The sequence below is a fragment of the Rhodococcoides kyotonense genome (assembly GCF_900188125.1).
Classification (GTDB): domain Bacteria; phylum Actinomycetota; class Actinomycetes; order Mycobacteriales; family Mycobacteriaceae; genus Rhodococcoides; species Rhodococcoides kyotonense.
In genome coordinates this window covers 191,376-212,493 of record NZ_FZOW01000004.1, presented here as the reverse complement: position 1 = coordinate 212,493, position 21,118 = coordinate 191,376, and the positions used below count along the sequence as shown (strand labels likewise).

The following is a 21,118-nucleotide window of genomic DNA, read 5'->3' as shown; positions in this document are numbered from 1 at the left end:
CACTGCCGATCGGACCTACGAAGGAGACAACATGACCACTCTCGCCGCGGTACGCACTTCTCCGCTCCGTGCGCTGTACGAGGATTTCCACAAGTACCCCGAGGTCGCGTTCGAGGAACATCGCACGACGGCGACCATCGCGGCGCTGCTGCGTGAGCGAGGGCTCGAGGTGACGACGTCGGAGACGGTGACCGGCGTCGTCGGAACGCTGCGCAACGGTGACGGGCCCGTCGTCGCGCTGCGTGCCGACATCGATGCGTTGCCGATCGCCGAGCAGACCGGTGTTGCCTATGCGAGCGAGACCGATGCGATGCATGCCTGTGGTCACGACGTGCACATCACGTCGTTGATCGGCACGATCGACCGGTTGATCGCCGAGCGTGCCACGTGGTCGGGGACCGTGGTGGCGATCTTCCAGCCCGCCGAGGAAGTCGGTTCCGGTGCGAGGGCTCAGATCGCGTCGGGGATCTTCGCCGACCATCCGGCGCCCGACGTGGTGCTCGGTCAGCATGCGAGTGGAGCTGTCGCACCGGGCACCGTCGGATCGCGTCCTGCTGTCCTGCAGGCTGCGGCCGACACGTGGAAGGTGACGCTGCGCGGCGACGGTGGCCATGCGGCGGGTCCGCACAAGACGGTCGACCTGATCGTGCTGGCCGCCGCGATCGTTCTACGTCTGCAGACCATCGTGTCCAGGGAGGTTCCACCGAACGAGACTGCGGTGGTATCGGTGGGCACCATCCATGCCGGCACGGTCAGCAACATCCTGCCCGACGAGTTGACGTTCACTGTGAATGCGCGCTCGTTCACCGAGGAGGTGCGCTCGCTGATCGAGGAGGCGGTCAAGCGGATCGTGAACGCCGAGGCTCGTGCGAGCGGTCTGCAGGCGGAGCCGGAGTTCGAACACATCGTCCGGTTTCCGTTGAACGTCAACGACATTGCGACCTACGAGGTCGTGCGTTCGGCGTTGGAGGGCGAGTTCGGTGCCGAGAACTTCACCGTCGTCGAACCCGTCACGGGTTCCGAGGATTTCGGTGAGTTCGGTACGAGTTTCGGTGTGCCGTCGGTCTACTGGTACTTCGGTACGGGCCTCGCCGAGGAGGTCGCCGACAGGACTCCTGCACCGAACGGTCACAGCCCCTGGTATGCGCCGAACCCGGATGTCGCGATCGAGACCGGGGTGCGTGCCCTGACGGCGGTGGCGCTTCGAGCGCTTGCTGGGGTCGTTCAGCCCGCCCGGCTCCGATAGGTGCTCACCATGTCGTCAGGTGCACGTCTGTTTACTAGCGAATCGGCGTGCGTCTGGCGAAATGGTGAGCACCTGGGCTGATCCACCGGGGCGCATCGCGCAAGGGTTGAAATCACTGTGATTTCAAGTCGATCATCAAGCCCTGCAACAAAAATCGTTCGCGCAGACTTGACGGTTCTACTACCGGCCGCATACATTCTCCTCACCATCCAGAGCGACCGAGAGACCTTGGCTCTACGACGTCGCAGCAACCCCCTTCCTCACGGAAGGTGTGGGTGCTACCGCCAGGACCGATGGAGGAAGCATGAAGTGCGATACGTGGCGTCGGCTGCACGTCGACCTGTGCCGGATCGCGACCTGTACCTGTACAGGCAGCTGACCTCCGCGCACCCCACACCCCTGACATTCTCGGAAGTAGGCTCGATCTCTCATGCGTACGCATCGCCGGTGGTTCCGGTGACTCAACTGGACACTCGGCATACCGCCGACGACGCAGGCGACCATCTCGACGACGAGCAGCTCGTCGTCGCGAAGAAATGGCATCCCTGGCGCTGGGTAGTGAGCATCGTGGTGCTCGTTCTGGTCGCGCAGTTCGCGCACGGACTCGCGACCAACCCGGGATGGGACTGGGGGACGTTCGCCCAGTACTTCACCGCAGCGTCGGTCATGTCCGCGCTGTGGCTGACCATTCAGCTCACCTTCTGGGGCACGCTGATCGGCTTTGCGATCGGGATCGCACTCGCGGTAGCGCGGTTGTCGAACAATCCCGTGCTGCAGATCATTTCGTGGTTCTACATCTGGGCGTTCCGGTCGATTCCGTTGATCGTGCAGTTGCTGTTCTGGTTCAACATCGCGTACCTGTATCAGACTCTGACACTAGGCATTCCGTTCGGACCCGCGTTCTTCGAGTTCAACGTCAACAACGTGATCAGTGGCTCGACGGCAGCCATCATCGGACTTGCGCTGCATCAGGCCGCGTACTCTGCGGAGATCGTCCGTGCCGGCATCATCTCCGTCGATCAGGGACAGTTGGAAGCTGCTGCAGCACTGGGTATCCCGAAGCGTCGCGAGTTCTTCAAGATCATCTTGCCTCAGGCGATGCGCGGCATTCTCCCGAACGCTGCCAACGAGGTCATCAGCCTCTTCAAGGGCACGTCGATCGTGTCCGTCATGGCCATCGCGGAACTCTTCTACCAGGTCCAGGTCATCTACGGACGTAACGGGCGCGTCGTTCCTCTGCTCATGGTCGCGACGGTCTGGTACATCATCCTGACGTCGGTTCTCTCGGTCGTGCAGTTCTACGTCGAACGCCATTACGCCAAGGGTGCAGTGCGGACGATCCCGCTGACTCCTGTCCAGAAGATAAAGAAGAAGTTGGCCGAGATCACCCTCGCACCTCGGGGAGCCACCCGATGACCGCGGCACCGGTCAACTCGAAGTACGCCGTCGAAGTACGCGGCGTCCACAAGTCCTACGGCCCACTCGAAGTGCTCAAGGGCGTCGACCTCGTCGTCCGCCCCGGTGAGGTCACCGTCATCATCGGTCCCTCCGGGTCGGGTAAGTCGACGCTGCTGCGCAGTCTGAATCACCTCGAGAAGGTGGATCAGGGCACGGTCCGCGTGGACGGCGACCTCGTCGGCTACAAGCGCAAGGGCAGCAAACTCCACGAGCTCAGCAACAAGGAGATCCTGCGCCAGCGCTCCCAGATCGGCTTCGTGTTCCAGAACTTCAACCTCTTCCCGCATCTGACGGTTCTGGAGAACGTCATCGAAGCGCCGATTTCGGCGCAGAAGCGCAAGCGCACCGACGTCGAACCCGAGGCGCTCGCGTTGCTCGAACGCGTCGGATTGAAAGACAAGGCACACGACTATCCCCGACGCCTGTCCGGTGGTCAGCAACAACGCGTCGCCATCGCGCGAGCACTTGCGTTGCAGCCCAAAGTGATTCTGTTCGACGAGCCGACGTCGGCGCTCGATCCCGAACTCGTCGGCGAGGTTCTCGAGGTCATTCGAGGTCTCGCCCGCGAAGGTGCCACGCTCGTCATCGTCACGCACGAAGTCGGGTTCGCGAAAGAGGTGGCCGACACCGTCGTGTTCATGGACGGCGGCCAGATCGTCGAACAGGGCTCTCCCTCTGAACTTCTCGACAACCCAACGGAAGCGCGCACCAAAGAGTTTCTCGCGCACGTCCTCTAGACCCTTCACACACAGAAACAAGGAACAGCCATGCCCAGATTCAACCGGGGACTCGTCGTCCTCGCGTCTGCTCTCTCCGTCGCGGCCCTGACCCTCACTGCGTGCAGTGAGCCGACCGCGGAATCCGAGGTCGTCACCGAGAGCGGTCAGACGTTCGATCTCTCGCCCGAGCAGTCCACGCGTGTCCACGCCGACAAGGTCGACGAGATCGCAGCCAAGGTGCCGCAAGCAATCCGCGACAGCGGTGTGCTCACCATCGCGGGCACCAGCGGCACGGCCCCGCCGCTTCGCTTCTACGCGACCGACGACACCACCGTCGTCGGATCCGAGGTCGACTTCGGCATCCTCGTTGCCGACATCCTCGGCCTGAAGCCGGAGATCACCGTCGCCGACTGGGCGCAGAACTTCGTCAAGATCGACTCCGGCGAGAACGACGTCTTCATCTCCAATGTCACTGTGACAGAGGAGCGTAAGGACAAGTACGACTTCGCCACCTACCGCCTCGACAACCTCGCGTTCGAGACGCAGAAGGACACCGACTGGGTGGTGAACGGACGTCAGGACATCGCGGGCAAGAAGATCGGCGTCGGCTCCGGCACCAACCAGGAGCAGCTGCTCGTGGAATGGAACGAGGCCAACATCGCCGACGGTCTGGCGCCTGCCGAGATCGCCTACTACCAGAACACGTCCGACTACTACCTGGCGCTGTCGTCGGGTCGTATCGACGGCTACGTCGGCCCCAACCCCAGCGCGGTGTACCACGCTGCGACCAGCGGTGACAGCAAGATCATCGGAACCGTCTCCGGCGCAGGCGACGCATTGCAGGGTGAGATCGCAGTGACGACCAAGAAGGACAACGGTCTGATCGTCGCGATCCAGGAAGCGATCAACCACGCCATCGAGAACGGCGACTACCAGAAGGTCATCGATCGTTGGGGACTGAAGGACGAGGTCGTCACCGAGTCTGTCGTCAACCCGCAGGGCCTGCCCCGTAAGGCTGGATAATCAGTCCATGAACGTAGTAGTCGTCGGCGGCGGTGTCATCGGAGCGGCGTCGGCGTGGGTACTCGCCTCGCGAGGTCACGCCGTCACACTCCTCGAGCAGTTCGGCCCCGGGCACAAGAACGGTGCCTCGCACGGATCGTCTCGAATCTTCCGACACGCGTACGCCGACGACTACCACGTCCAGCTCGCGTCCCGCGCCTACACCTTGTGGCGTGAGCTCGAAAAGAGCACGAACACAGAACTTCTCACGCTCACGGGCGCCGTCGATCACGGGTTGCCCGGTACCGTGACCCCGCGGGTCGACGCGTTGGCCCGTGGCGGCTTGCGTAGCGAGGTGCTGTCCCCGGCGGAGGCCGAAAAGCGCTGGCCAGGGCTGAGATTCGACACAACAGTGCTGTACCACCCCGACGCCGGGCGGCTGCATGCCGACCGCAGTGTCGCTGCGTTCACCGACGCCGCGCAGGCCGCGGGTGCGACCGTCGACTACGGCAGCGCCGTACGCGAGATTCGTGCGACGGAAGTATCGACCGACACGACGACCTACAGCGCCGATCACATCGTCGTCGCGGCAGGCGCATGGACGTCGACACTCGTCGGTGCGCATGTGGACCTGCCGTCGTTGGTGACCACTCAGGAACAGCCCGCGCACTTCCTCCCGACGGTCGACGCCGACTGGCCGAGCTTCATCCACCATCCCGGCGCCGAACTGCGGACCGAAGGAATCTACGGACTTCTCGGCGAGGAGGGCGTCAAGATCGGCGAACACGCAACGGGCCCGGTCGTCCACCCCGATACACGTGACTTCACGCCGACACCCGACGGTGTCGAACGGTTGAAGGACTACGCGAGGGCCTGGCTCCCCGGCGTCGACGCGGACTCGGCGGACCCGCTGACCTGCCTCTACACGTGCACACCCGACTCGAATTTCGTCGTCGATCGGACCGGGAACCTGACCGTCGCAGGCGGCTTCTCCGGGCACGGATTCAAGTTCGCTCCCGCGATCGGCGAGTTGGTCGCCGACCTCGTCGACGGCGGCGTCGCACCCGAGGTCTACCGGTTCACGCGCCCCACCTCCACACGCGCCGGAGCCACACGCGCCGGAGCCACGCCCGCCGGAGCGAATGTGACATTCGGTCACTTGAAGTAACCGAATGCCGCCCTCGCTCCCGGGTACCGGGCGCTCGAACGAAAATTTCCTATCGATCGGGAATGGAATAACCTCGTTCCCGGTTCGTACAACTGAAACACACCCATCCAGAGCGACCGAGAGACCTTGGCTCGACGACGTCGCAGCAACCACCACGCCCAGCGCGTGCGGGTGCTCCCGCCAGGACCGATGGAGGAAAGAAGTGACTACGTCGAAAGAGCTTGCCCCGCTTCAGTTCGTGGCTGTTCACCAGAACGACCCGCTGGCCGCGCCGCTGATCGAGGAACTCGCGCTCGAGTATGCGACGCGGTACGGCCGATCCCCAGGTGAGCAGTACAGCGAACTCCGCGCGTATCCGGCCGAGGAATTCGCCCCGCCGGGTGGTGCTCTCGTCGTCGCCATTTCCGACGGTGAGCCGGTGGCGGGTGGCGCGTTCCGGCAGTACGACGACACCACCGCAGAACTCAAGCGCATCTGGACCGCGTCGACGCACCGCAAACGTGGGCTGGGCAAGCTCGTCGTCGCCGAACTGGAACGTATCGCGGCACGGGTCGGGTACACCCGCATCTATCTGACGACGGGGTGGCGCCAACCGGAAGCCGTCGCGCTGTACCTGTCCACCGGCTACACACCGCTGTACGACCAGTCGATTCCGGCGGAAGACGTCGGCCCGCACCCGTTCGAGAAGCTGTTGGTCTGTGAGGGCGCAGCATGAAGTTTCTGCTGATGAGCCTGGTCTCGCACCGCCCCGATCCCATCTCGGGTGAGAAGAAGAGCCCCGCGGAGCGTCTGCGGGAGGTGACGGACACCGCGGTACTCGCCGAAGAACTGGGGTACGACGGTTTCGCCGTGGGGGAGCGCCACGAGGATCCGTTCATCTCGTCGTCGCCGCCGGTCGTGTTGAGCAACATCGCCGCTCGTACGTCGACGATCGGATTGTTCACCGCCGTAACGACACTCAGCCTGCTCGACCCGGTGCGTGCGTTCGAGGACTATTCGACGCTCGACAATCTGTCCGGTGGGCGCCTCGAACTCATCATCGGTAAGGGTAACGGCACTGCTCAGGCCGAATTGTTTCACGTGACACCCGACGATCAGTGGGATCGCAACCGTGAAGGCTACGAACTGTTTCGGGCGCTGTGGAACAGCGACAGGGTGACGTGGTCCGGCAAGTTCCGACCGTCGCTCGTCGACGCGAAAGCTCTTCCGCGGCCACTGCAGAACCGAATCCGAATCTGGCACGGCAGTGCGACGAGCATGGCATCGGTCGATCTCGCTGCACAGCACGGAGATCCGATCTTCTCCGCCAACGTCTCCAATCCGCCCGAGCCCTACGCCGAACTGATCCGCCACTACCGTGAGCGGTGGGAGTTCCACGGCCGTCGCCCCGAGGATGCGCTCGTCGGTGCGGGCACCGCCGGGTTCCATGTCGCAGCGACGTCGCAGGAAGCCGTTGCCGCATATCGATTCACGTTCGAGGCACGGTTGGCCGCGCAGCGCAGCGCCGGTATCCCGGTCGTCTTCGACTCCATCGAGGATCTCGTCGAGCGCAGCTCAGCGCTGATCGGCAGCCCCGCTCAGGTGATCGACAAGATCGGCCGCTACCACGAGAAGTTCGGGCACGAGGTCATCCACCTCAGTGCCGACGCCGACGGCATCCCACCTCGTCAGCAGGTCCGTAGTCTCGAACTGTTCCAGTCCGATGTTGCACCGGTAGTGCGCGAGCGAATCCCCAGTAGGCCCCTGGCAGGCACGACATCGAAAGAGGTTCTGGTATGAACATTTTCGCCGTGGGAATCGAGTTGGACGGGGAGGGAAGTCATCCACAAGCCTGGCGACGCGCGAATCATGCGCCGAACCAGGCGCTGAGCGGCAAGACGTTGTCGCGACGCGTCGCTGCTGCGGAGAATGCAGGCTTCACCTTCGCGACGTTCGACGACTCCATCGTCCCACCGGCGGGCGACATCAGGGCCAGGGTCGACGCTGTTGCTCGCGCGTCGTTCGTCGCCGCCACGACGTCGACGATCGGGTTGGTCCCCGTCGTCGGTACGACGTACGCCGAGCCGTTTCACACGTCGTCGCAACTGGCGACGCTCGACTACTCGTCTCGCGGGCGTGCCGGATGGATTCCTACGCGCGTCTCGGATCCGGCAGCAGCCAGGGCGTGGGGCCGCCCCGAGGTGACCACCGACGCGAACCGCGATCGCGAACAACGCGATTCGATCAGTGTCGCCCGCGCACTGTGGGATTCGTGGGAGGACGACGCCGTCATCCGGCACTACGCGAGTGGGCGTTTCCTCGATCGGGACAAGCTGCACTACGTGGATTTCGAGGGTGAGTCGTTCACGGTGAAGGGTCCGGCGATCGTGCCGCGCCCGCCGCAGGGCCAGCTCGTCGTGTTCGGTACCGAGAGCGAGCGTGACCTCGTCGACGTCGTGCTCGTCCAGCAGGCACCCGAATCGCGCTCGGAGGGGCTCACTTTCGTCGAGATCGATGTCACGCTCGACACCGCGAGTGAATCTGCAGCCGAACGTGCGGACGGCCTCGGTAGCGCACCCGCGTCGGGACGCGTCGCGTATTCGGGTTCCGCCGCGGGGTTCGTGGACCTACTCACCGAGCTTGCGTCGACAGCTGATGGCGTTCGCCTGTTCCCGACGGTCGTCGACGAGGACGTCCCCGTGCTGAGCCGCTACGTGCTACCCGAACTGCTGCAGGCGGGACTCGCCCACAGGCCGGTCGCGGGTTCGACGTTCCGTGCCAACCTCGGTCTTGCCCGCCCGGCCAACCGTTACGAGAGGGTCTGACATGACTGTCCTCCGACCGGACGCCCACGTTCACTTCGGTGTCTTCTTCCAGGGCGTCAACCACACCACCATCTGGTCCGATCCGCAGAGCGGCTCGCAGATCGACTTCGAGACGTTCCGCAGGATGATCACGACGGCCGAACGTGGCCTGTTCGACGCGTTCTTCCTCGGCGAAGGTCTGCGACTGCGCGAGCAGCAGGGCAAGATCCTGGACCTCGACATCGCGGGGCGTCCCGACGCGATCGCCCAGCTCGCGGCGCTGGCGGGCATCACCGATCGCATCGGATTGGTCGCGACCCAAAACACCACCTACAACGAGCCGGGTGACCTCGCACGTCGTTTAGCCGGCCTCGACATCCTGTCCGACGGCCGGGCCGGATGGAACGCGGTCACGACCGACAATGCGTGGACGGGGGAGAACTTCCGTCGCGGCGGATTCCTCGAGCACGAACTGCGGTACGAGAGGGCAGGCCAGTTCATCCAGACCGCACGGGCGATCTGGGATTCCTGGGCGGACGACGCGATCGCGTCGTCGCGCGACAGCGAACTGTGGTCCGAAAAGGATGCAGTGCAGCGTCTTTCGACGACCACGTCGCAGTTCGACATCGAGCTCGACGCGACCCTGCCGCGCAGCGCGCAGGGGCATCCGGTCATCTTCCAGGCCGGTGATTCGCCGCAGGGCCGCGATTTCGCGGCCGCCAACGCCGACGTCATCTTCTCCCGTCACGGAACGCATTTCGAGGAGGCGCTGACGTTCGCCAACGACATCAGGAAGCGCCTGGTCAGGGCCGGTCGACCCGAGGACGACATCAAGATTCTCCCCGGCACGCAGATCGTGTTGGCCGAGAACGAGAAAGAGGTCGAGGAGAAGGAACGGTGGGTCCGCGAGGGCCAGTTCACCGGTCCGACCGCGCTGTCGCTGATCGGTCTCGTGTGGGGACGCGACCTCTCCGATCTCGATCCCGACGGTCCTCTGCCCGCCGACGATCCGGTGCCTGCGCCGATTTCCGCTACGCGCGGCGCATTCCGCGACGGCAAGGATCCCGTCGAATTGGCACGTGAGTGGCGCGCTCTCGCCGAGGCGAAGAACCTGTCGCTTCGTGAGGTGGCCATCGAGACGACCGCACGTTCCGGATTCGCAGGCACGCCAGGCCAAGTCGCCGACGAGCTGACCCGGTGGGTCCGCGAAGGCGCGACGGACGGGTTCAACATCTCGCCGTACATCGTGCCCGGCGGTCTCGACGAGATCGTCGACTGGCTCGTGCCCGAGCTGCAGGAGCGCGGTGCCTATCGGACCGAGTACACGTCGACGACATTGCGCGGGCATCTGGGGTTGCGTCCGCCGTTGACGCACAGGAAGTCCGGTGAGAGCGATAGCAGCGCTGCAGGCTGATCACACCCAGAACGCGTCACGCAGAGACATCTCACGCAAGGACATCTCGCGCAAGGACATCTCACGCAAGGACGTCTTCGTCTGCGCGGCAGCAGGATTCACGACGCTTCTCGACTCGGCGGTTCTGAGCATCGGTGTACCGGCGATTCGGTCGTCGCTCGATGCCGGAACCTCCGAGGTGCAGTGGATTCTCGCGAGCTACTCGCTCACGTTCGGCTTGGCGCTCGTGCCTGCCGGACGTCTGGGGGACGTGATCGGTCGTCGTCGACTGTTCTTGTTCGGTTTGAGTCTGTTCTCGGTGATGGGCTTGATCGGCGCATTCGCGGCCGAACCGTGGATGATCGTGGCAGCACGACTCGGGCAGGGGATCGGCGCGGGCACCGTCAGCTCGCAGGTGCTGGGGATCATCACCGACCGATACAGCGGGCGTGAACGAGCACGAGCGTTGGGCGTGTACAGCACAGCGGGTGGTCTCGCCGGGTTGGTCGGCCCGTTGCTCGGTGGCACGGTCCTCGGCATCGCCGACGACGACATCGGCTGGCGCCTTCTTCTGCTGCTGAACGTCCCGTTCGCGGTGGTGACGCTGACAGTCGCGTTCTTCGTACTGAGGAAGGACCAGGCGCGACGGTCGGGGGCGAGCATCGACGTCGTCGGGCTGATCGCGCTCGGCGTCGCGACGCTGCTGCTGTTGCTGCCGATGGTGTCCTCGCTCGGCGGGATCGTCTCGACGCTCCTCGTTCTGGCATCCATCGGAACCCTCGTCGGGTTCTGGTTCTGGGAGCGACGTTTCGCTGCGCAAGGCGGCATTCCGGTGTTGCTGCCGGATCTCATCGCGGCCCGCGGCTACACGCTCGGCACCGCGGTCGCGATGTTCTGGTTCGGCGCAGTTCTGGCGTTGCAGGCGGTGTTGAGTCTGTATCTCATCGAGGGGTTGGGATTCCCGGCGCTGCAGGCTGCACTCGTCATGGTCGGCAGTTCGCTGCTGATGGCGGTCACGTCCGCGTTCGGGTGGCGCATCGTGGCACGCCTCGGTCGCACAGCGGTCGTCGGCGCGATCGTGTTGGAGTTGTTCGTCGTCGCCGGCTACATCACCGTCATCGCTTACCTTCCACGCGAGGCCACGGTGCCTGCATTCGTCGTTCTCGCCGCGCTGTCGGGTCTGGCCAGCGGATTCGTCGACGCACCGAATCGCGGGATGACTCTCGAGTACTCGCCGCCCGGTGCGAACGGTGTGGCTGTCGGGTTCCTTCAATTGTCGCAACGACTGTCGGCGACGATCTCGCTCGCCGCGGTTCCCGGCATCTATCTGGGTGTTCTCGCGGACGACGGCACCGACTTCGGCCGTGCTGCCGGACTGGGGCTCGGCGTCAGCGGACTGATGTTGCTGGGCTCGCTCGGATGCGCGGTGGCAGACAGCCGCAGGCGCGGTCGGGAGACGAATCCTGCACATTCCCCAGCAAGTCGGTAGGAATCGACCCCAATTGGCGAAACCGGTTCCGAAGGTCGTAGACTCGCCAGCGAAACCATCCAGAGCGACCGAGAGACCTGGCTCTACGACGTCGCAGCAACCCCCCGCGGGTTTCGGTCATGCCGAATCTTCGGGAGCGGGTGCTACCGCCGGGAACGATGGAGGACCGATGCACACCGTGACCGGGGGTCATGTCACGCTGAGCGCTCTTGCGCTCGGCGAAGGTTTCGTCACCGCTTGGGGACGTATTCACGTGGATCTGTGCCGTCTGACCGGCTCGATCTGTCGCAGCCGTTTTCTCGGCTGAGCTCTCTTCACCCCTTCACAGTCGAGAGATCCACGTTCCGTGGGTCTTCTCGCGTCTCGAGATCCGGAGTACCCGCGTGTCTTCACGTACCGTTCTGGCGGGAGTCGGCGCACTTGCTGCCGCCAGTGTTCTTCTGACCGCGTGCGGCGGCAGTTCCCCGTCCACCAGCGCCGACGCAGGTGAGCCCCAGGCGGGCGGAACGCTGCGCTACGGCCTGTCCGGTGCGCCGACGTGCTCCGATCCTGCGCAGTCCGGCACCAACCAGACCATCTACGTCGTGCGTCAGGTCGTCGACTCGCTCACCGACCAGGATCCCGAAACCGGGGAGATCACTCCCTGGCTCGCCGAGAGCTGGGACGTCTCGCCCGACGCATCGTCGTTCACGTTCACGTTGAAGGACGGCGTGACGTTCAGCGACGGCACCCCGGTGAACGCCGAGGCCGTGAAGGCCAACTTCGACTCGATCGTCAACGTGCTCACCACCGCCAAGTCCCCGCTGGGAGGCAGCTACCTGTCCGGGTACGAGGGCACGACCGTCGTCGACCCGCTGACGGCGCGCATCGACTTCAACGGGCCCAATGCTCAGTTCCTGCAGGCCACGTCGACGGCGCAGCTCGGGCTGCAGTCGCTCGACACCGTCGCGAAGCCTGCAGAAGCACGCTGCGACGGCAGCAACATCGGTAGTGGACCGTTCACGTACGCCGACTACCAGCAGGACAAATCCGTGACGCTCGCCAAGCGCACCGGATACAGCTGGGGCTCCGACGTGTTCGCGCACGACGGCGAGGCCTACCTCGACACCATCGAGTTCACCGTCGTCCCCGAATCGGGCGTGCGGACGGGCAGCCTCTCCTCGAATCAGCTCGACGCGATCAGTGATGCACTCCCGCAGGATGCGCCGCAGATCGAGGCCACCGGCGGCCAGATTCTGACGACGTCGAATCCCGGTACGCCGTTCGGCATCCAGCCCAACGTCACGCGCGGCGTTCTGCAGGATCCCGAGGTGCGCAAGGCGCTCGTTCCGGCGATCAACCGTCAGGAGCTCGTCGACACCGTTCTCGGACCGGACTTCAAGCCGGCCACCAGCACGCTGGCCAGCAAGACTCCCGGCTACACCGAACTGTCCGACGTCACGTACGACCCGGAGAAGGCCAAGTCGATCCTCGACGCGGCCGGTTGGGTTCCCGGCGCCGACGGCATCCGTGAGAAGGACGGGCAGAAGCTCAGCTTCAAGGTCATGTTCAGCGCGGTGTTCGCAGGCAACCAGGCAATCCTCGAACTGACGCAGCAGCAGTTGCGCGACGTCGGTGTCGATCTTCAGCTCGAGCTCGTCTCGAATCCGGAGGCGACCACGCGTCAGGGCACTAAGGATTACGACTCCACCTACTACAACAGCACCCGCGCCGACGGTGACATCCTGCGCACGTCGTTCGCGGTCGACGGCCGAAACCTCAACGCGCGTGGCCCGATTCCGGACCTCGACGCATCGCTGACCGAGGAACTCGCCACCACCGACACCACCGAGCGGGGCGAGATCATCGGCCGCGCACAGCAGCAGGTCCTCGACAACGGACTGTGGATCCCGACGATCGAGCTGTCGCAGGCCATCGGCGCCGGACCGAACGTGCAGGATCTGAAGTTCGAGGCCTCGGCTCGTCTGCAGTTCTTCGACACCTGGTTGAGCGGACAGTAACCATGATTCGATACCTCGCACAGCGTGTGCTCCAGGCCGTCGTGGTGCTGTGGGCTGCGTTCACGATCTCGTTCGGCGTGCTGTTCCTGCTTCCGTCCGACCCTGTCAGTCTCGCGGCCGACGCGGCGGGTTCCGGCACGCCGGTCGACGCGGCGGCCATCGCCGAGTTGCAGGCGCGGTACGGCCTGGACCAGCCGGTTTGGGTGCAGTACTGGAACTCGCTGAGCGGCGCTGTGCGAGGTGACTTCGGATTCTCCATCTCCACAGGGCAATCGGTGACGACGGCGATCTTCGACGCGTTGCCGAGCACGTTGGCTCTGGCCACGACAGCCCTTGTGCTGTCGGTTCTGTTCGGTGGCACGATCGCGTTCCTTGCGACGTACACCCGGATCGGTTGGCTGCGTAACCTTCTGTTCTCCATCCCGCCGCTCGGCGTCGCCGTCCCGACCTTCTGGGTCGGATTGCTTCTGCTGCAGGTGTTCTCGTTCCAATTGCGGGTGTTCCCGGCGTTCGGTGATCAGGGCGCGAGTTCGCTCGTGCTGCCGGCGATCACCCTGGCGCTGCCCACCGGTGCAGTCATCGCACAGGTGCTCGCGACGTCGATGAACTCCACGTGGAAGCAGCCGTTCGTCGAAAGTGCCCGAGCCAAGGGCGTTTCGAGGCTGCGCATCCAGACCAAGCACGTCGCTCGGCTGTCGTCGATTCCCGCATTCACCATCGCGGGTGTCCTCGTCGGCAATCTGCTCGCGGGGTCGGTCGTCGTCGAGACAGTGTTCTCGCGTGCGGGTGTCGGTCGTCTGACACAGACGTCGGTCATGGCGCAGGACATTCCCGTCGTGCAGGGCATCGTCGTTCTGACGTCGCTCGTGTTCGTCTCGGTCAACCTGATCGTGGACCTGCTCTACCCGTTGATCGATCCGCGCATCGTCTCCGAATACAAGAAACCCGAGCGCGCCTCCGGTGAGACTTCGGTGAAGGAGAAAGTCGATGTCTGACATCCTGACTCGTGAGGTCCAGGCCGCCACGCCGTCCGCCGTTCCTCCGGTGGTGCCCAAGCGCCCACGCCCGTCGCCGCGGTCTCTGCTGAAGAACATTTGGCTCGCGCTGTCCATCGTCGTTCTGGTGCTCGCCGTCGGTTTCGCGTTGTTCCCGTCGCTGTTTGCGAGCGGCGATCCGTTGCAGGGTGTGCCCGCCGACAAACTTCAGGGTCCCTCTGCCGCTCACTGGTTCGGCACCGACAACATCGGTCGCGACGTCTACACCCGGGTCGTGCACGGCGCAGGTCTGTCCCTGAAGGCGACTCTGCTCGCGGTCGGCATCGCACTCGTCGTCGGGTCGTTGATCGGTCTCCTGTCGGGAGCCGTCGGCGGAATTCTCGACGCGGTCCTCATGCGCATCGTCGATGTGCTGCTGTCCATTCCGGCGTTGCTGCTGTCGCTCGCACTCGTGACGGCACTCGGTTTCGGAACCACCAACGTCGCCATCGCCGTCGGTGTGTCCCTCGTCGCGAACTTCGCCCGCGTCATGCGCTCGGAAGTGCTGCGGGTGAGGCAGTCGCTCTACGTCGAGGCGGCATACGCGTCGGGCGTGCGGTGGTACGACGTGTTCCGTCGCCACATTCTCCGCAACTCGTATGCACCCGTCATCGCGCTTGCTGCCGTCGAATTCGGTATGGCGGTACTCGCGGTGTCGTCGCTGAGCTTCCTCGGCTTCGGTGCGGTACCGCCCACGCCCGAATGGGGATCGCTGATCTCCGAGGGACGTAACTTCCTGGCCACGGCGTGGTGGATGACGACGCTGCCCGGCCTCGTCATCGTCGCCGTGGTGCTGTCCGCACACCGTCTCGGCCATGCAGTCGAAGGAGGCAAACGATGAGCCCCATCCTCGAGGTCGAGGACCTGCAGGTTTCGTACGGGGAGTCGCCGGCGGTCCACGGTGTCAGCCTGACCGTCGAACGCGGTGAGGTGGTGGCCGTCGTCGGCGAATCCGGCTCGGGTAAGTCGACCACTGCGCACGCGCTCATCGGACTGTTGGCCGGCTCGGGTCACATCACCGGTGGCACAGTGCGTTTCGACGGAAACCGCATCGACGACGCGTCCGAGAAGACTCTCGACCGGCTGCGTGGCGCCCACATCGGGCTCGTACCGCAGGACCCGACGACGTCGCTGAACCCCGTCATCCGGATCGGCGACCAGGTCGCGGAAATCCTTCGTGTGCACGGACTCGCGACGAAGCGCTCGGCCAAGATCGAGGCGATCCGCATCCTGACCGAGGCCGGCATCGACAACCCCGAAGTTCGTGCGCGGCAGTACCCGCAGGATTTGTCGGGTGGGCAGAGGCAGCGTGTTCTCATCGGAATCGCGTTGGCGTGCAAGCCCGAACTGGTCATCGCCGACGAGCCGACCAGCGCTCTGGACGTCACGGTGCAGAGGCGCATTCTCGATCATCTCGACACCCGGATCGCCGAGACGGGTGCAGCGGTCTTGTTGATCACACACGATCTCGGTGTCGCCGCCGACCGTGCCGACCGCGTCGTCGTCATGAGCAAGGGCGTCATCGTCGAATCTGGGCCCACCGCAGAGGTTCTGGCGAACCCTCGTCACGAGTACACGAAGTCGCTCCTCGCGGCTGCCCCGAGCCTCGGCACCGCACTCAGGCCGGCGAAACCGTCGTCGGACCCGATTCTGACCGTCACCGACGTGTCCAAGACGTTCCGCATCGGACGCGGGGTGAGCTTGGATGCGGTGAAGACCGCGTCGTTGACCGTCGAGCGTGGTCGTACGCTGTCGCTCGTCGGCGAGTCCGGTTCGGGCAAGTCGACACTCGCGCGCATCGCGATCGGGCTGGAGACGCCGACGTCGGGTTCGGTGCAGTTCGACGGCACCGAGGTCTCCCAGCTGCGTGGATCGGCGCTGCGGCAGCTGCGTCGTCGCGTGCAGATCGTCTACCAGAACCCGTATGCGTCGCTCAATCCGAAACTGCGGGTGGAGGAGATCGTTCGGGAGCCGCTCGACGCATTCCGCGTCGGGTCGTCGGCCGAGCGCGCCGCACGGGCGGCGGAGTTGCTCGACCAGGTCGCGCTGTCCAGTGACTACCTGAAGCGGCGCCCGGCCGAACTGTCGGGTGGTCAGCGTCAGAGGGTCGCGATCGCGCGTGCGCTCGCCCTGCGGCCCGAGCTGGTGGTTCTCGACGAGCCGGTGTCCGCGCTCGACGTGTCGGTGCAGGCGCAGATTCTCGATCTTCTCGACGAGCTGCAGACCGGCCTCGACCTCAGTTACCTGTTCATCTCGCACGATCTCGCCGTCGTTCGGCAGATCAGCGACACGGTTGCCGTCATGCAGTCCGGCACCATCGTCGAGTACGGCCCGACTGCACAGATATTCGATGCGCCACAACGGGAGTACACCCGGGAACTGCTCGCCGCTATCCCGGGCGGATCCGTCGACAAGGAGGCAGTTGGTGCCTGACAAGATCTTTCTGACCGCGCTCGACCTGCAGGGAACAGGTGTTCACCCGCAGGCGTGGCGCCGAGCCGACTCACGTGCGGAGGAGCTCTTCACCGCCGCGTACTGGACCGAGCATCTCGCCGAGGCGGACCGCGGCGGCTTCGACGTCGCGTTCCTCGCCGACTCGTTCGAGTTGCAACCCGAATCCGGCACGGAGCTAGGCATTCTGGACGCGGCGTCCATTGCAGCCCGAGCTGCTGCGCCGACGCGGTCGATCGGCTTGATCCCGACGGTCACCGTCACGCACACCGAACCGTTCCACATCTCGAAGCAGATCGCGAGCATCGACTTCGCGTCCCACGGTCGCGCTGGATGGGAAGTGGCTGTCTCACAAGGGGATACGCAGGCAGCGGCGTTCGGCCGAAAGAAAGCACAGACGCCGGAGAGCCTCTGGCGCGAAGCCGACGAGGCCGTCGAGGTCGTCACCCGGCTCTGGGACAGCTGGGAGGACGATGCCGAGATTCGCGACGTGTCCACCGGTCGCTTCATCGATCGAGACAAGCTGCACTACATCGAGTTCCACGGCGAGAACTTCTCGGTGAAGGGACCGTCGATCACCCCGCGGTCCCCACAGGGGCAGTCGATCGTCGTCGTGCGAGCGGACTCGGAATTCTCGGGTGCGGTGGCAGCCTCGCGTGCCGACGTGATCCGCATTGCCGCAACCGACCTCGACGACGCGGCCGCCGTCGCTGCGCGGGTGCGTCGATCTCTCGTCGCGGCGAACCGCGATCCGGCCGAGGTGTACGTCGTGCTCGATCTAGAGGTCCTCGTGTCGGAGTCCGCCGAACAGGATCTGGCACAGCTCGATTCGTGGGCGCCTCACGAAGCGCAGTCCGCGTCGTACATCGGAGATGCCGCCGGGCTGGTGCAGTTGCTCGAGGAAATCAGCTCGTCCGGCGCGGTCGACGGGGTGACGCTGCGTCCCCTGGCCGTCGCGTCCGCGGTTCCCGTTCTCGCGCGCGAGGTTCTTCCGAAGCTGTCCTGGGCGGGCAGCCGACGCGAAGGCCTTCTGCGGGATCGTCTCGGACTGGCACGCCCGGTCGATCGTTACGCACCAGAGGGAGCACAGCAGTGACACAGGGCAAGAAGCAGATTCACCTCGGCGCGCATTTCCCCGGCGTCAACAACACGACGGTCTGGGCCGACCCCGAGTCGAAGAGTCAGATCGAGTTCGACTCGTTCGTCCACCTCGCCGAGACCGCAGAGCGCGGGCTGTTCGACTTCTTCTTCCTCGCCGAAGGCCTGCGTCTGCGTGAGCATCGCGGCAGGATCCACGACCTCGACGTCGTCGGCCGCCCGGACACGCTGATCGTGCTGAACGCTCTCGCCGCGGTGACCACACACCTCGGCCTGGCCGGAACCATCAACACCACGTTCAACGAACCGTTCGAACTCGCCAAGCAGTTCGCGACGCTCGACCACCTGTCCAGCGGCCGCGCGGCATGGAACATGGTGACGTCGTCGGATGCGTTCACGGGCGAGAACTTCCGCCGCGGCGGATACCTCGACCGCGAGGATCGCTACGTACGTGCACGCGAGATCATCGATGTCGCACGGGAACTGTGGGACAGCTGGAGCCCGGACACGCTCGTCGTCGATCGTGAGAACGGGGTCTTCGGTCGTCGTGACTCCATCGCGCAGGTTCGGCATTCCGGACCGCAATTCGACGTCGACGCTGCATTCACGGTGCCGCGCAGTCCGCAGGGACACCCCGTTCTGCTGCAGGCGGGAGATTCCGACGAAGGACGCGAGTTCGGTGCCGCGAAGGCCGATGCGATCTTCACCGTCCACGGCACGTTGGAAGCCGGTCAGGCGTTCTACTCCGACGTCAAGGGCAGGCTCACGAAGTACGGCCGCGAGCACGGCGGCCTGAAGGTGCTGCCCGCCGCGACGTTCGTGCTGGGGGACACCGCAGCCGACGCCGAGGAGCGTGCGAACGTCATTCGCCACCAGCAGGTCGGACCGCAGACCGCGATCTCGTTTCTCGAGCAGGTCTGGGGACGTGACCTGTCCGAATACGACCCCGACGGTCCGCTGCCGAAGGATGATCCGACCGACGATGTCAACATCACTCGTGGCCGCGTTCGGCACGCGGATCCCGCTGCGGTGGCGCGGGACTGGCGTGAACGCGCCGAGTCGCGCAATCTCAGCATCCGCGAACTGATCATCGAGGTCACGACGCGGCAGCAGTTCGTCGGCACTGCATCACAAGTCGCCGAGGACATCGACCGCTACGTGCAGAACGACGCGTGCGACGGGTTCATTCTCGTCCCGCACATCACCCCGGCCGGCCTCGACGAGTTCGTCGACAAGGTCGTTCCCGAGCTACAGAATCGCGGCAGCTTCCGCACCGAATACACCGGTACCACGCTGCGCGAGCATCTTGGGTTACACCACCCGTCCGAACAGCGAGAAGGAGTGCGAGCATCATGACCAGTACTGTCGACAGCTTCGAACTGCAGTGGAACAACTGGCACGCGGAGCGCGAAAGCTACTATCGCGACCCGCTGGGGTGGGTCGCGCTGACCGGATTGTATTGGCTCACCGACGAATTCGAGACAGTCGACGACCTACCGGGCCGCTGGCGGGCCGATGCCGACGCCGTCTACATCGAGGGGCTCGACATTCAGAAGCTCGATCCCGTCGAAGGTGCCCCCGGTCTGATCGTCGAAGACGGGGACCGCCGGATCGAGGTCATCCGCCGGACCGGGTCGGTCGCGCTGCGCGTGCACGATCCGAAATCGCCGCACCTGCAGTCGTTCACCGGCATCCCGACGTACGCTCCGTCCGAACGCTGGAGTGTCGCAGGAACGTTCACGCCGTATGCCGAGACGAAGATCGTCACGACGGGTGCCGTCGTCGAGGGTCTGGAGCATCATCACACCGCCGTCGGCGTCATCGACTTCGAATTGGACGGTGCCACCCAGCAATTCGTCGCCTTCGGCGGTAAGAAAAGCAGGCTGCAGATTTTGTTCACCGATGCGACCAGCGGAGTGACGACGTACGCCGCGTCTCGATCGCTCGCTGTCGCGGACCCGGCGTCGGACGGTGGTGTCACGCTCGATTTCAACCGCGCGTCGAATCTGCCCTGTGCGTTCACGGACTATGCGACCTGCCCGGTGGCGCCGGTGGAGAACAAGCTCTCCGTCGCTGTCGAGGCAGGCGAGAAGACCCCCGAATTCGAGACGAAATGACACGGGTTCCGCTGTCGGTCCTCGATCTCTCGCCCATCAGCGAGGGGTCGACGGCCGGGCAGGCGTTGCGCAACACGCTCGACCTCGCGCGTCAGGCCGAGGAGTGGGGATACGAGCGCTACTGGGTTGCCGAGCACCACTTCGTCGCGGCGGCGAGTTCGTCGCCCGCGGTGCTGATCGGGTTGATCGCAGCTGCCACCAACAAGATTCGCGTCGGATCCGCAGCAGTCCAGATCGGCCATCACACGGCTGCGTCCGTCGTCGAGTCGTTCGGCACGGTCGACGCCGTGTACCCCGGGCGAATCGATCTGGGTATCGGCCGGTCGGGTCAGCGTCGCGCGGAAGCGTTGGCGGGCAAGGACGTACCGGAACCGGAGCACACCGAGAAGATCGTCGACGGCATCCTGTTCCCGAAGCCCTTCCAGTCGGGCAAGCTGATTCTGTCGGAGCGGTTGCTGGCTTCCGGTGAGGTGTTGCAGCAGCCGGGCGCACAGGCGCCCGACTTCGACGAGCAGCTCGGCGACATCGTCGACTTCCTTCGCGGGGAGTTCACGACGTCGTCGGGTGTGCCGTTGACGGCCACTCCAGGCGCCGGAGCCGACGTGCAGTTGTGGCTGTTCGGCAGCAGCGGCGGGCAGAGTGCACAGGTCGCAGGCGCACGTGGCCTGCCGTTCGTCGCGAATTATCACGTCAGTCCGGGTACGACCCTGGACGCGGTCGAGGCGTACCGGGCGGCGTTCGTTCCGTCCGCGGTGCTGGACGAGCCTTATGTTGTCGTGTCGGCCGACGCTGTCGTGGCCGAGTCCGATTCGGATGCACAGTATCTCGCGTCGTCGTTCCCGCAGTGGGTGCACAGCATTCGCAGTGGCCACGGCGCCATCGCCTACCCCGATCCCAAGACGGCGGTGCCGTTGACGCCGGAACAGCAGGCACTGGTACAGGATCGAGTCGACACTCAGTTCGTCGGATCCGCTGCCACCGTGGCCGAGAAGCTCGATGGTCTGCAGAAAGCAACGGGTGCCAGCGAATTGGTCGTCACCAGTGTGGCTCACGGCCACGCCGACCGTGTTCGGTCGTACGAGCTGCTCGGGAAGGAATGGGGTCTGCCACGGCTGCGAGTGTAGGTTCTCTACGGGCAGCTTTCTCCAGGCTCACGCCGA

The 21,118-nt window shown here is 64.9% G+C and carries 20 protein-coding genes and 3 riboswitches; all 20 genes read left to right on the top strand.

The annotated features are described in order from the left end of the window. Positions 1-31 precede the first annotated feature (31 nt). The 20 genes from CHB96_RS08720 (at position 32) to CHB96_RS08635 (ending at position 21,082) form a co-directional block, all read left to right on the top strand. Complete coding sequence (locus tag CHB96_RS08720) at positions 32-1,246, top strand: amidohydrolase (protein ID WP_089245130.1); 1,215 nt, start codon at positions 32-34, stop codon at positions 1,244-1,246. A gap of 202 nt (positions 1,247-1,448) precedes the next feature. Continuing rightward, positions 1,449-1,546, top strand: a riboswitch (SAM riboswitch). A 4-nt stretch (positions 1,547-1,550) separates the two neighbouring features. Further along, positions 1,551-1,625 carry a putative leader peptide gene (locus CHB96_RS30380; RefSeq protein ID WP_371828998.1) on the top strand — a complete coding sequence of 25 codons (75 nt, stop codon included), beginning with the start codon at positions 1,551-1,553 and terminating at the stop codon, positions 1,623-1,625. A 77-nt stretch (positions 1,626-1,702) separates the two neighbouring features. Then, positions 1,703-2,662: an amino acid ABC transporter permease gene (locus tag CHB96_RS08715; RefSeq protein WP_371828994.1), complete on the top strand. Its 960-nt coding sequence runs from the start codon at positions 1,703-1,705 to the stop codon at positions 2,660-2,662. After that, positions 2,659-3,441: an amino acid ABC transporter ATP-binding protein gene (locus CHB96_RS08710; RefSeq protein ID WP_089245128.1), complete on the top strand. Its 783-nt coding sequence runs from the start codon at positions 2,659-2,661 to the stop codon at positions 3,439-3,441. Before CHB96_RS08715 ends, CHB96_RS08710 begins: the two co-directional genes overlap by 4 nt. Before the next feature lie 30 nt (positions 3,442-3,471). Next, positions 3,472-4,446 (top strand): ABC transporter substrate-binding protein, encoded by a 975-nt coding sequence (locus CHB96_RS08705; RefSeq protein WP_089245126.1) that lies wholly within the window; start codon positions 3,472-3,474, stop codon positions 4,444-4,446. A 7-nt stretch (positions 4,447-4,453) separates the two neighbouring features. Continuing rightward, complete coding sequence (locus CHB96_RS08700; RefSeq protein ID WP_089245124.1) at positions 4,454-5,593, top strand: FAD-dependent oxidoreductase; 1,140 nt, start codon at positions 4,454-4,456, stop codon at positions 5,591-5,593. Between the two features lie 100 nt (positions 5,594-5,693). Then, positions 5,694-5,789, top strand: a riboswitch (SAM riboswitch). A 6-nt stretch (positions 5,790-5,795) separates the two neighbouring features. Then, on the top strand, positions 5,796-6,308 hold the full coding sequence (locus CHB96_RS08695) for a GNAT family N-acetyltransferase (RefSeq protein ID WP_217899933.1): 513 nt from the start codon (positions 5,796-5,798) through the stop codon (positions 6,306-6,308). Continuing rightward, the gene (locus tag CHB96_RS08690) at positions 6,305-7,372 is read left to right on the top strand and encodes an LLM class flavin-dependent oxidoreductase (protein WP_089245120.1); all 1,068 of its coding nucleotides are present in this window, start codon (positions 6,305-6,307) and stop codon (positions 7,370-7,372) included. The genes CHB96_RS08695 and CHB96_RS08690 overlap by 4 nt, the downstream gene beginning before the upstream one ends. Continuing rightward, entirely contained in the window at positions 7,369-8,397 is a 1,029-nt protein-coding gene (locus CHB96_RS08685; protein ID WP_089245118.1) for an LLM class flavin-dependent oxidoreductase, read from the top strand. The genes CHB96_RS08690 and CHB96_RS08685 overlap by 4 nt, the downstream gene beginning before the upstream one ends. A gap of 1 nt (position 8,398) precedes the next feature. Continuing rightward, positions 8,399-9,790 carry an NtaA/DmoA family FMN-dependent monooxygenase gene (locus tag CHB96_RS08680; protein WP_089245116.1) on the top strand — a complete coding sequence of 464 codons (1,392 nt, stop codon included), beginning with the start codon at positions 8,399-8,401 and terminating at the stop codon, positions 9,788-9,790. Further along, positions 9,762-11,258, top strand: coding sequence for an MFS transporter (locus tag CHB96_RS08675; RefSeq protein ID WP_371828993.1), 1,497 nt, complete (start codon positions 9,762-9,764; stop codon positions 11,256-11,258). Before CHB96_RS08680 ends, CHB96_RS08675 begins: the two co-directional genes overlap by 29 nt. A gap of 52 nt (positions 11,259-11,310) precedes the next feature. After that, positions 11,311-11,423, top strand: a riboswitch (SAM riboswitch). Positions 11,424-11,427: 4 nt separating this feature from the next. Beyond that, the gene (locus CHB96_RS29630) at positions 11,428-11,565 is read left to right on the top strand and encodes a putative leader peptide (RefSeq protein ID WP_176444211.1); all 138 of its coding nucleotides are present in this window, start codon (positions 11,428-11,430) and stop codon (positions 11,563-11,565) included. 76 nt (positions 11,566-11,641) lie between these two features. Further along, positions 11,642-13,258: an ABC transporter substrate-binding protein gene (locus CHB96_RS08670; protein WP_089245114.1), complete on the top strand. Its 1,617-nt coding sequence runs from the start codon at positions 11,642-11,644 to the stop codon at positions 13,256-13,258. A gap of 2 nt (positions 13,259-13,260) precedes the next feature. Next, positions 13,261-14,253: an ABC transporter permease gene (locus tag CHB96_RS08665; protein WP_089245112.1), complete on the top strand. Its 993-nt coding sequence runs from the start codon at positions 13,261-13,263 to the stop codon at positions 14,251-14,253. Next, positions 14,246-15,133 (top strand): ABC transporter permease, encoded by an 888-nt coding sequence (locus CHB96_RS08660; protein WP_089245110.1) that lies wholly within the window; start codon positions 14,246-14,248, stop codon positions 15,131-15,133. The genes CHB96_RS08665 and CHB96_RS08660 overlap by 8 nt, the downstream gene beginning before the upstream one ends. Next, on the top strand, positions 15,130-16,725 hold the full coding sequence (locus CHB96_RS08655) for a dipeptide ABC transporter ATP-binding protein (RefSeq protein ID WP_089245108.1): 1,596 nt from the start codon (positions 15,130-15,132) through the stop codon (positions 16,723-16,725). The genes CHB96_RS08660 and CHB96_RS08655 overlap by 4 nt, the downstream gene beginning before the upstream one ends. Next, positions 16,718-17,839, top strand: coding sequence for an LLM class flavin-dependent oxidoreductase (locus CHB96_RS08650; protein ID WP_089245106.1), 1,122 nt, complete (start codon positions 16,718-16,720; stop codon positions 17,837-17,839). The genes CHB96_RS08655 and CHB96_RS08650 overlap by 8 nt, the downstream gene beginning before the upstream one ends. Beyond that, a complete protein-coding gene (locus CHB96_RS08645; protein WP_089245104.1) occupies positions 17,836-19,197 on the top strand; it encodes an NtaA/DmoA family FMN-dependent monooxygenase in 1,362 nt (453 codons plus the stop codon). The genes CHB96_RS08650 and CHB96_RS08645 overlap by 4 nt, the downstream gene beginning before the upstream one ends. Beyond that, positions 19,194-19,958: a DUF1684 domain-containing protein gene (locus CHB96_RS08640; protein ID WP_089245102.1), complete on the top strand. Its 765-nt coding sequence runs from the start codon at positions 19,194-19,196 to the stop codon at positions 19,956-19,958. The genes CHB96_RS08645 and CHB96_RS08640 overlap by 4 nt, the downstream gene beginning before the upstream one ends. Further along, positions 19,955-21,082 carry an LLM class flavin-dependent oxidoreductase gene (locus tag CHB96_RS08635; protein ID WP_089245100.1) on the top strand — a complete coding sequence of 376 codons (1,128 nt, stop codon included), beginning with the start codon at positions 19,955-19,957 and terminating at the stop codon, positions 21,080-21,082. The genes CHB96_RS08640 and CHB96_RS08635 overlap by 4 nt, the downstream gene beginning before the upstream one ends. Positions 21,083-21,118: the final 36 nt, after the last annotated feature.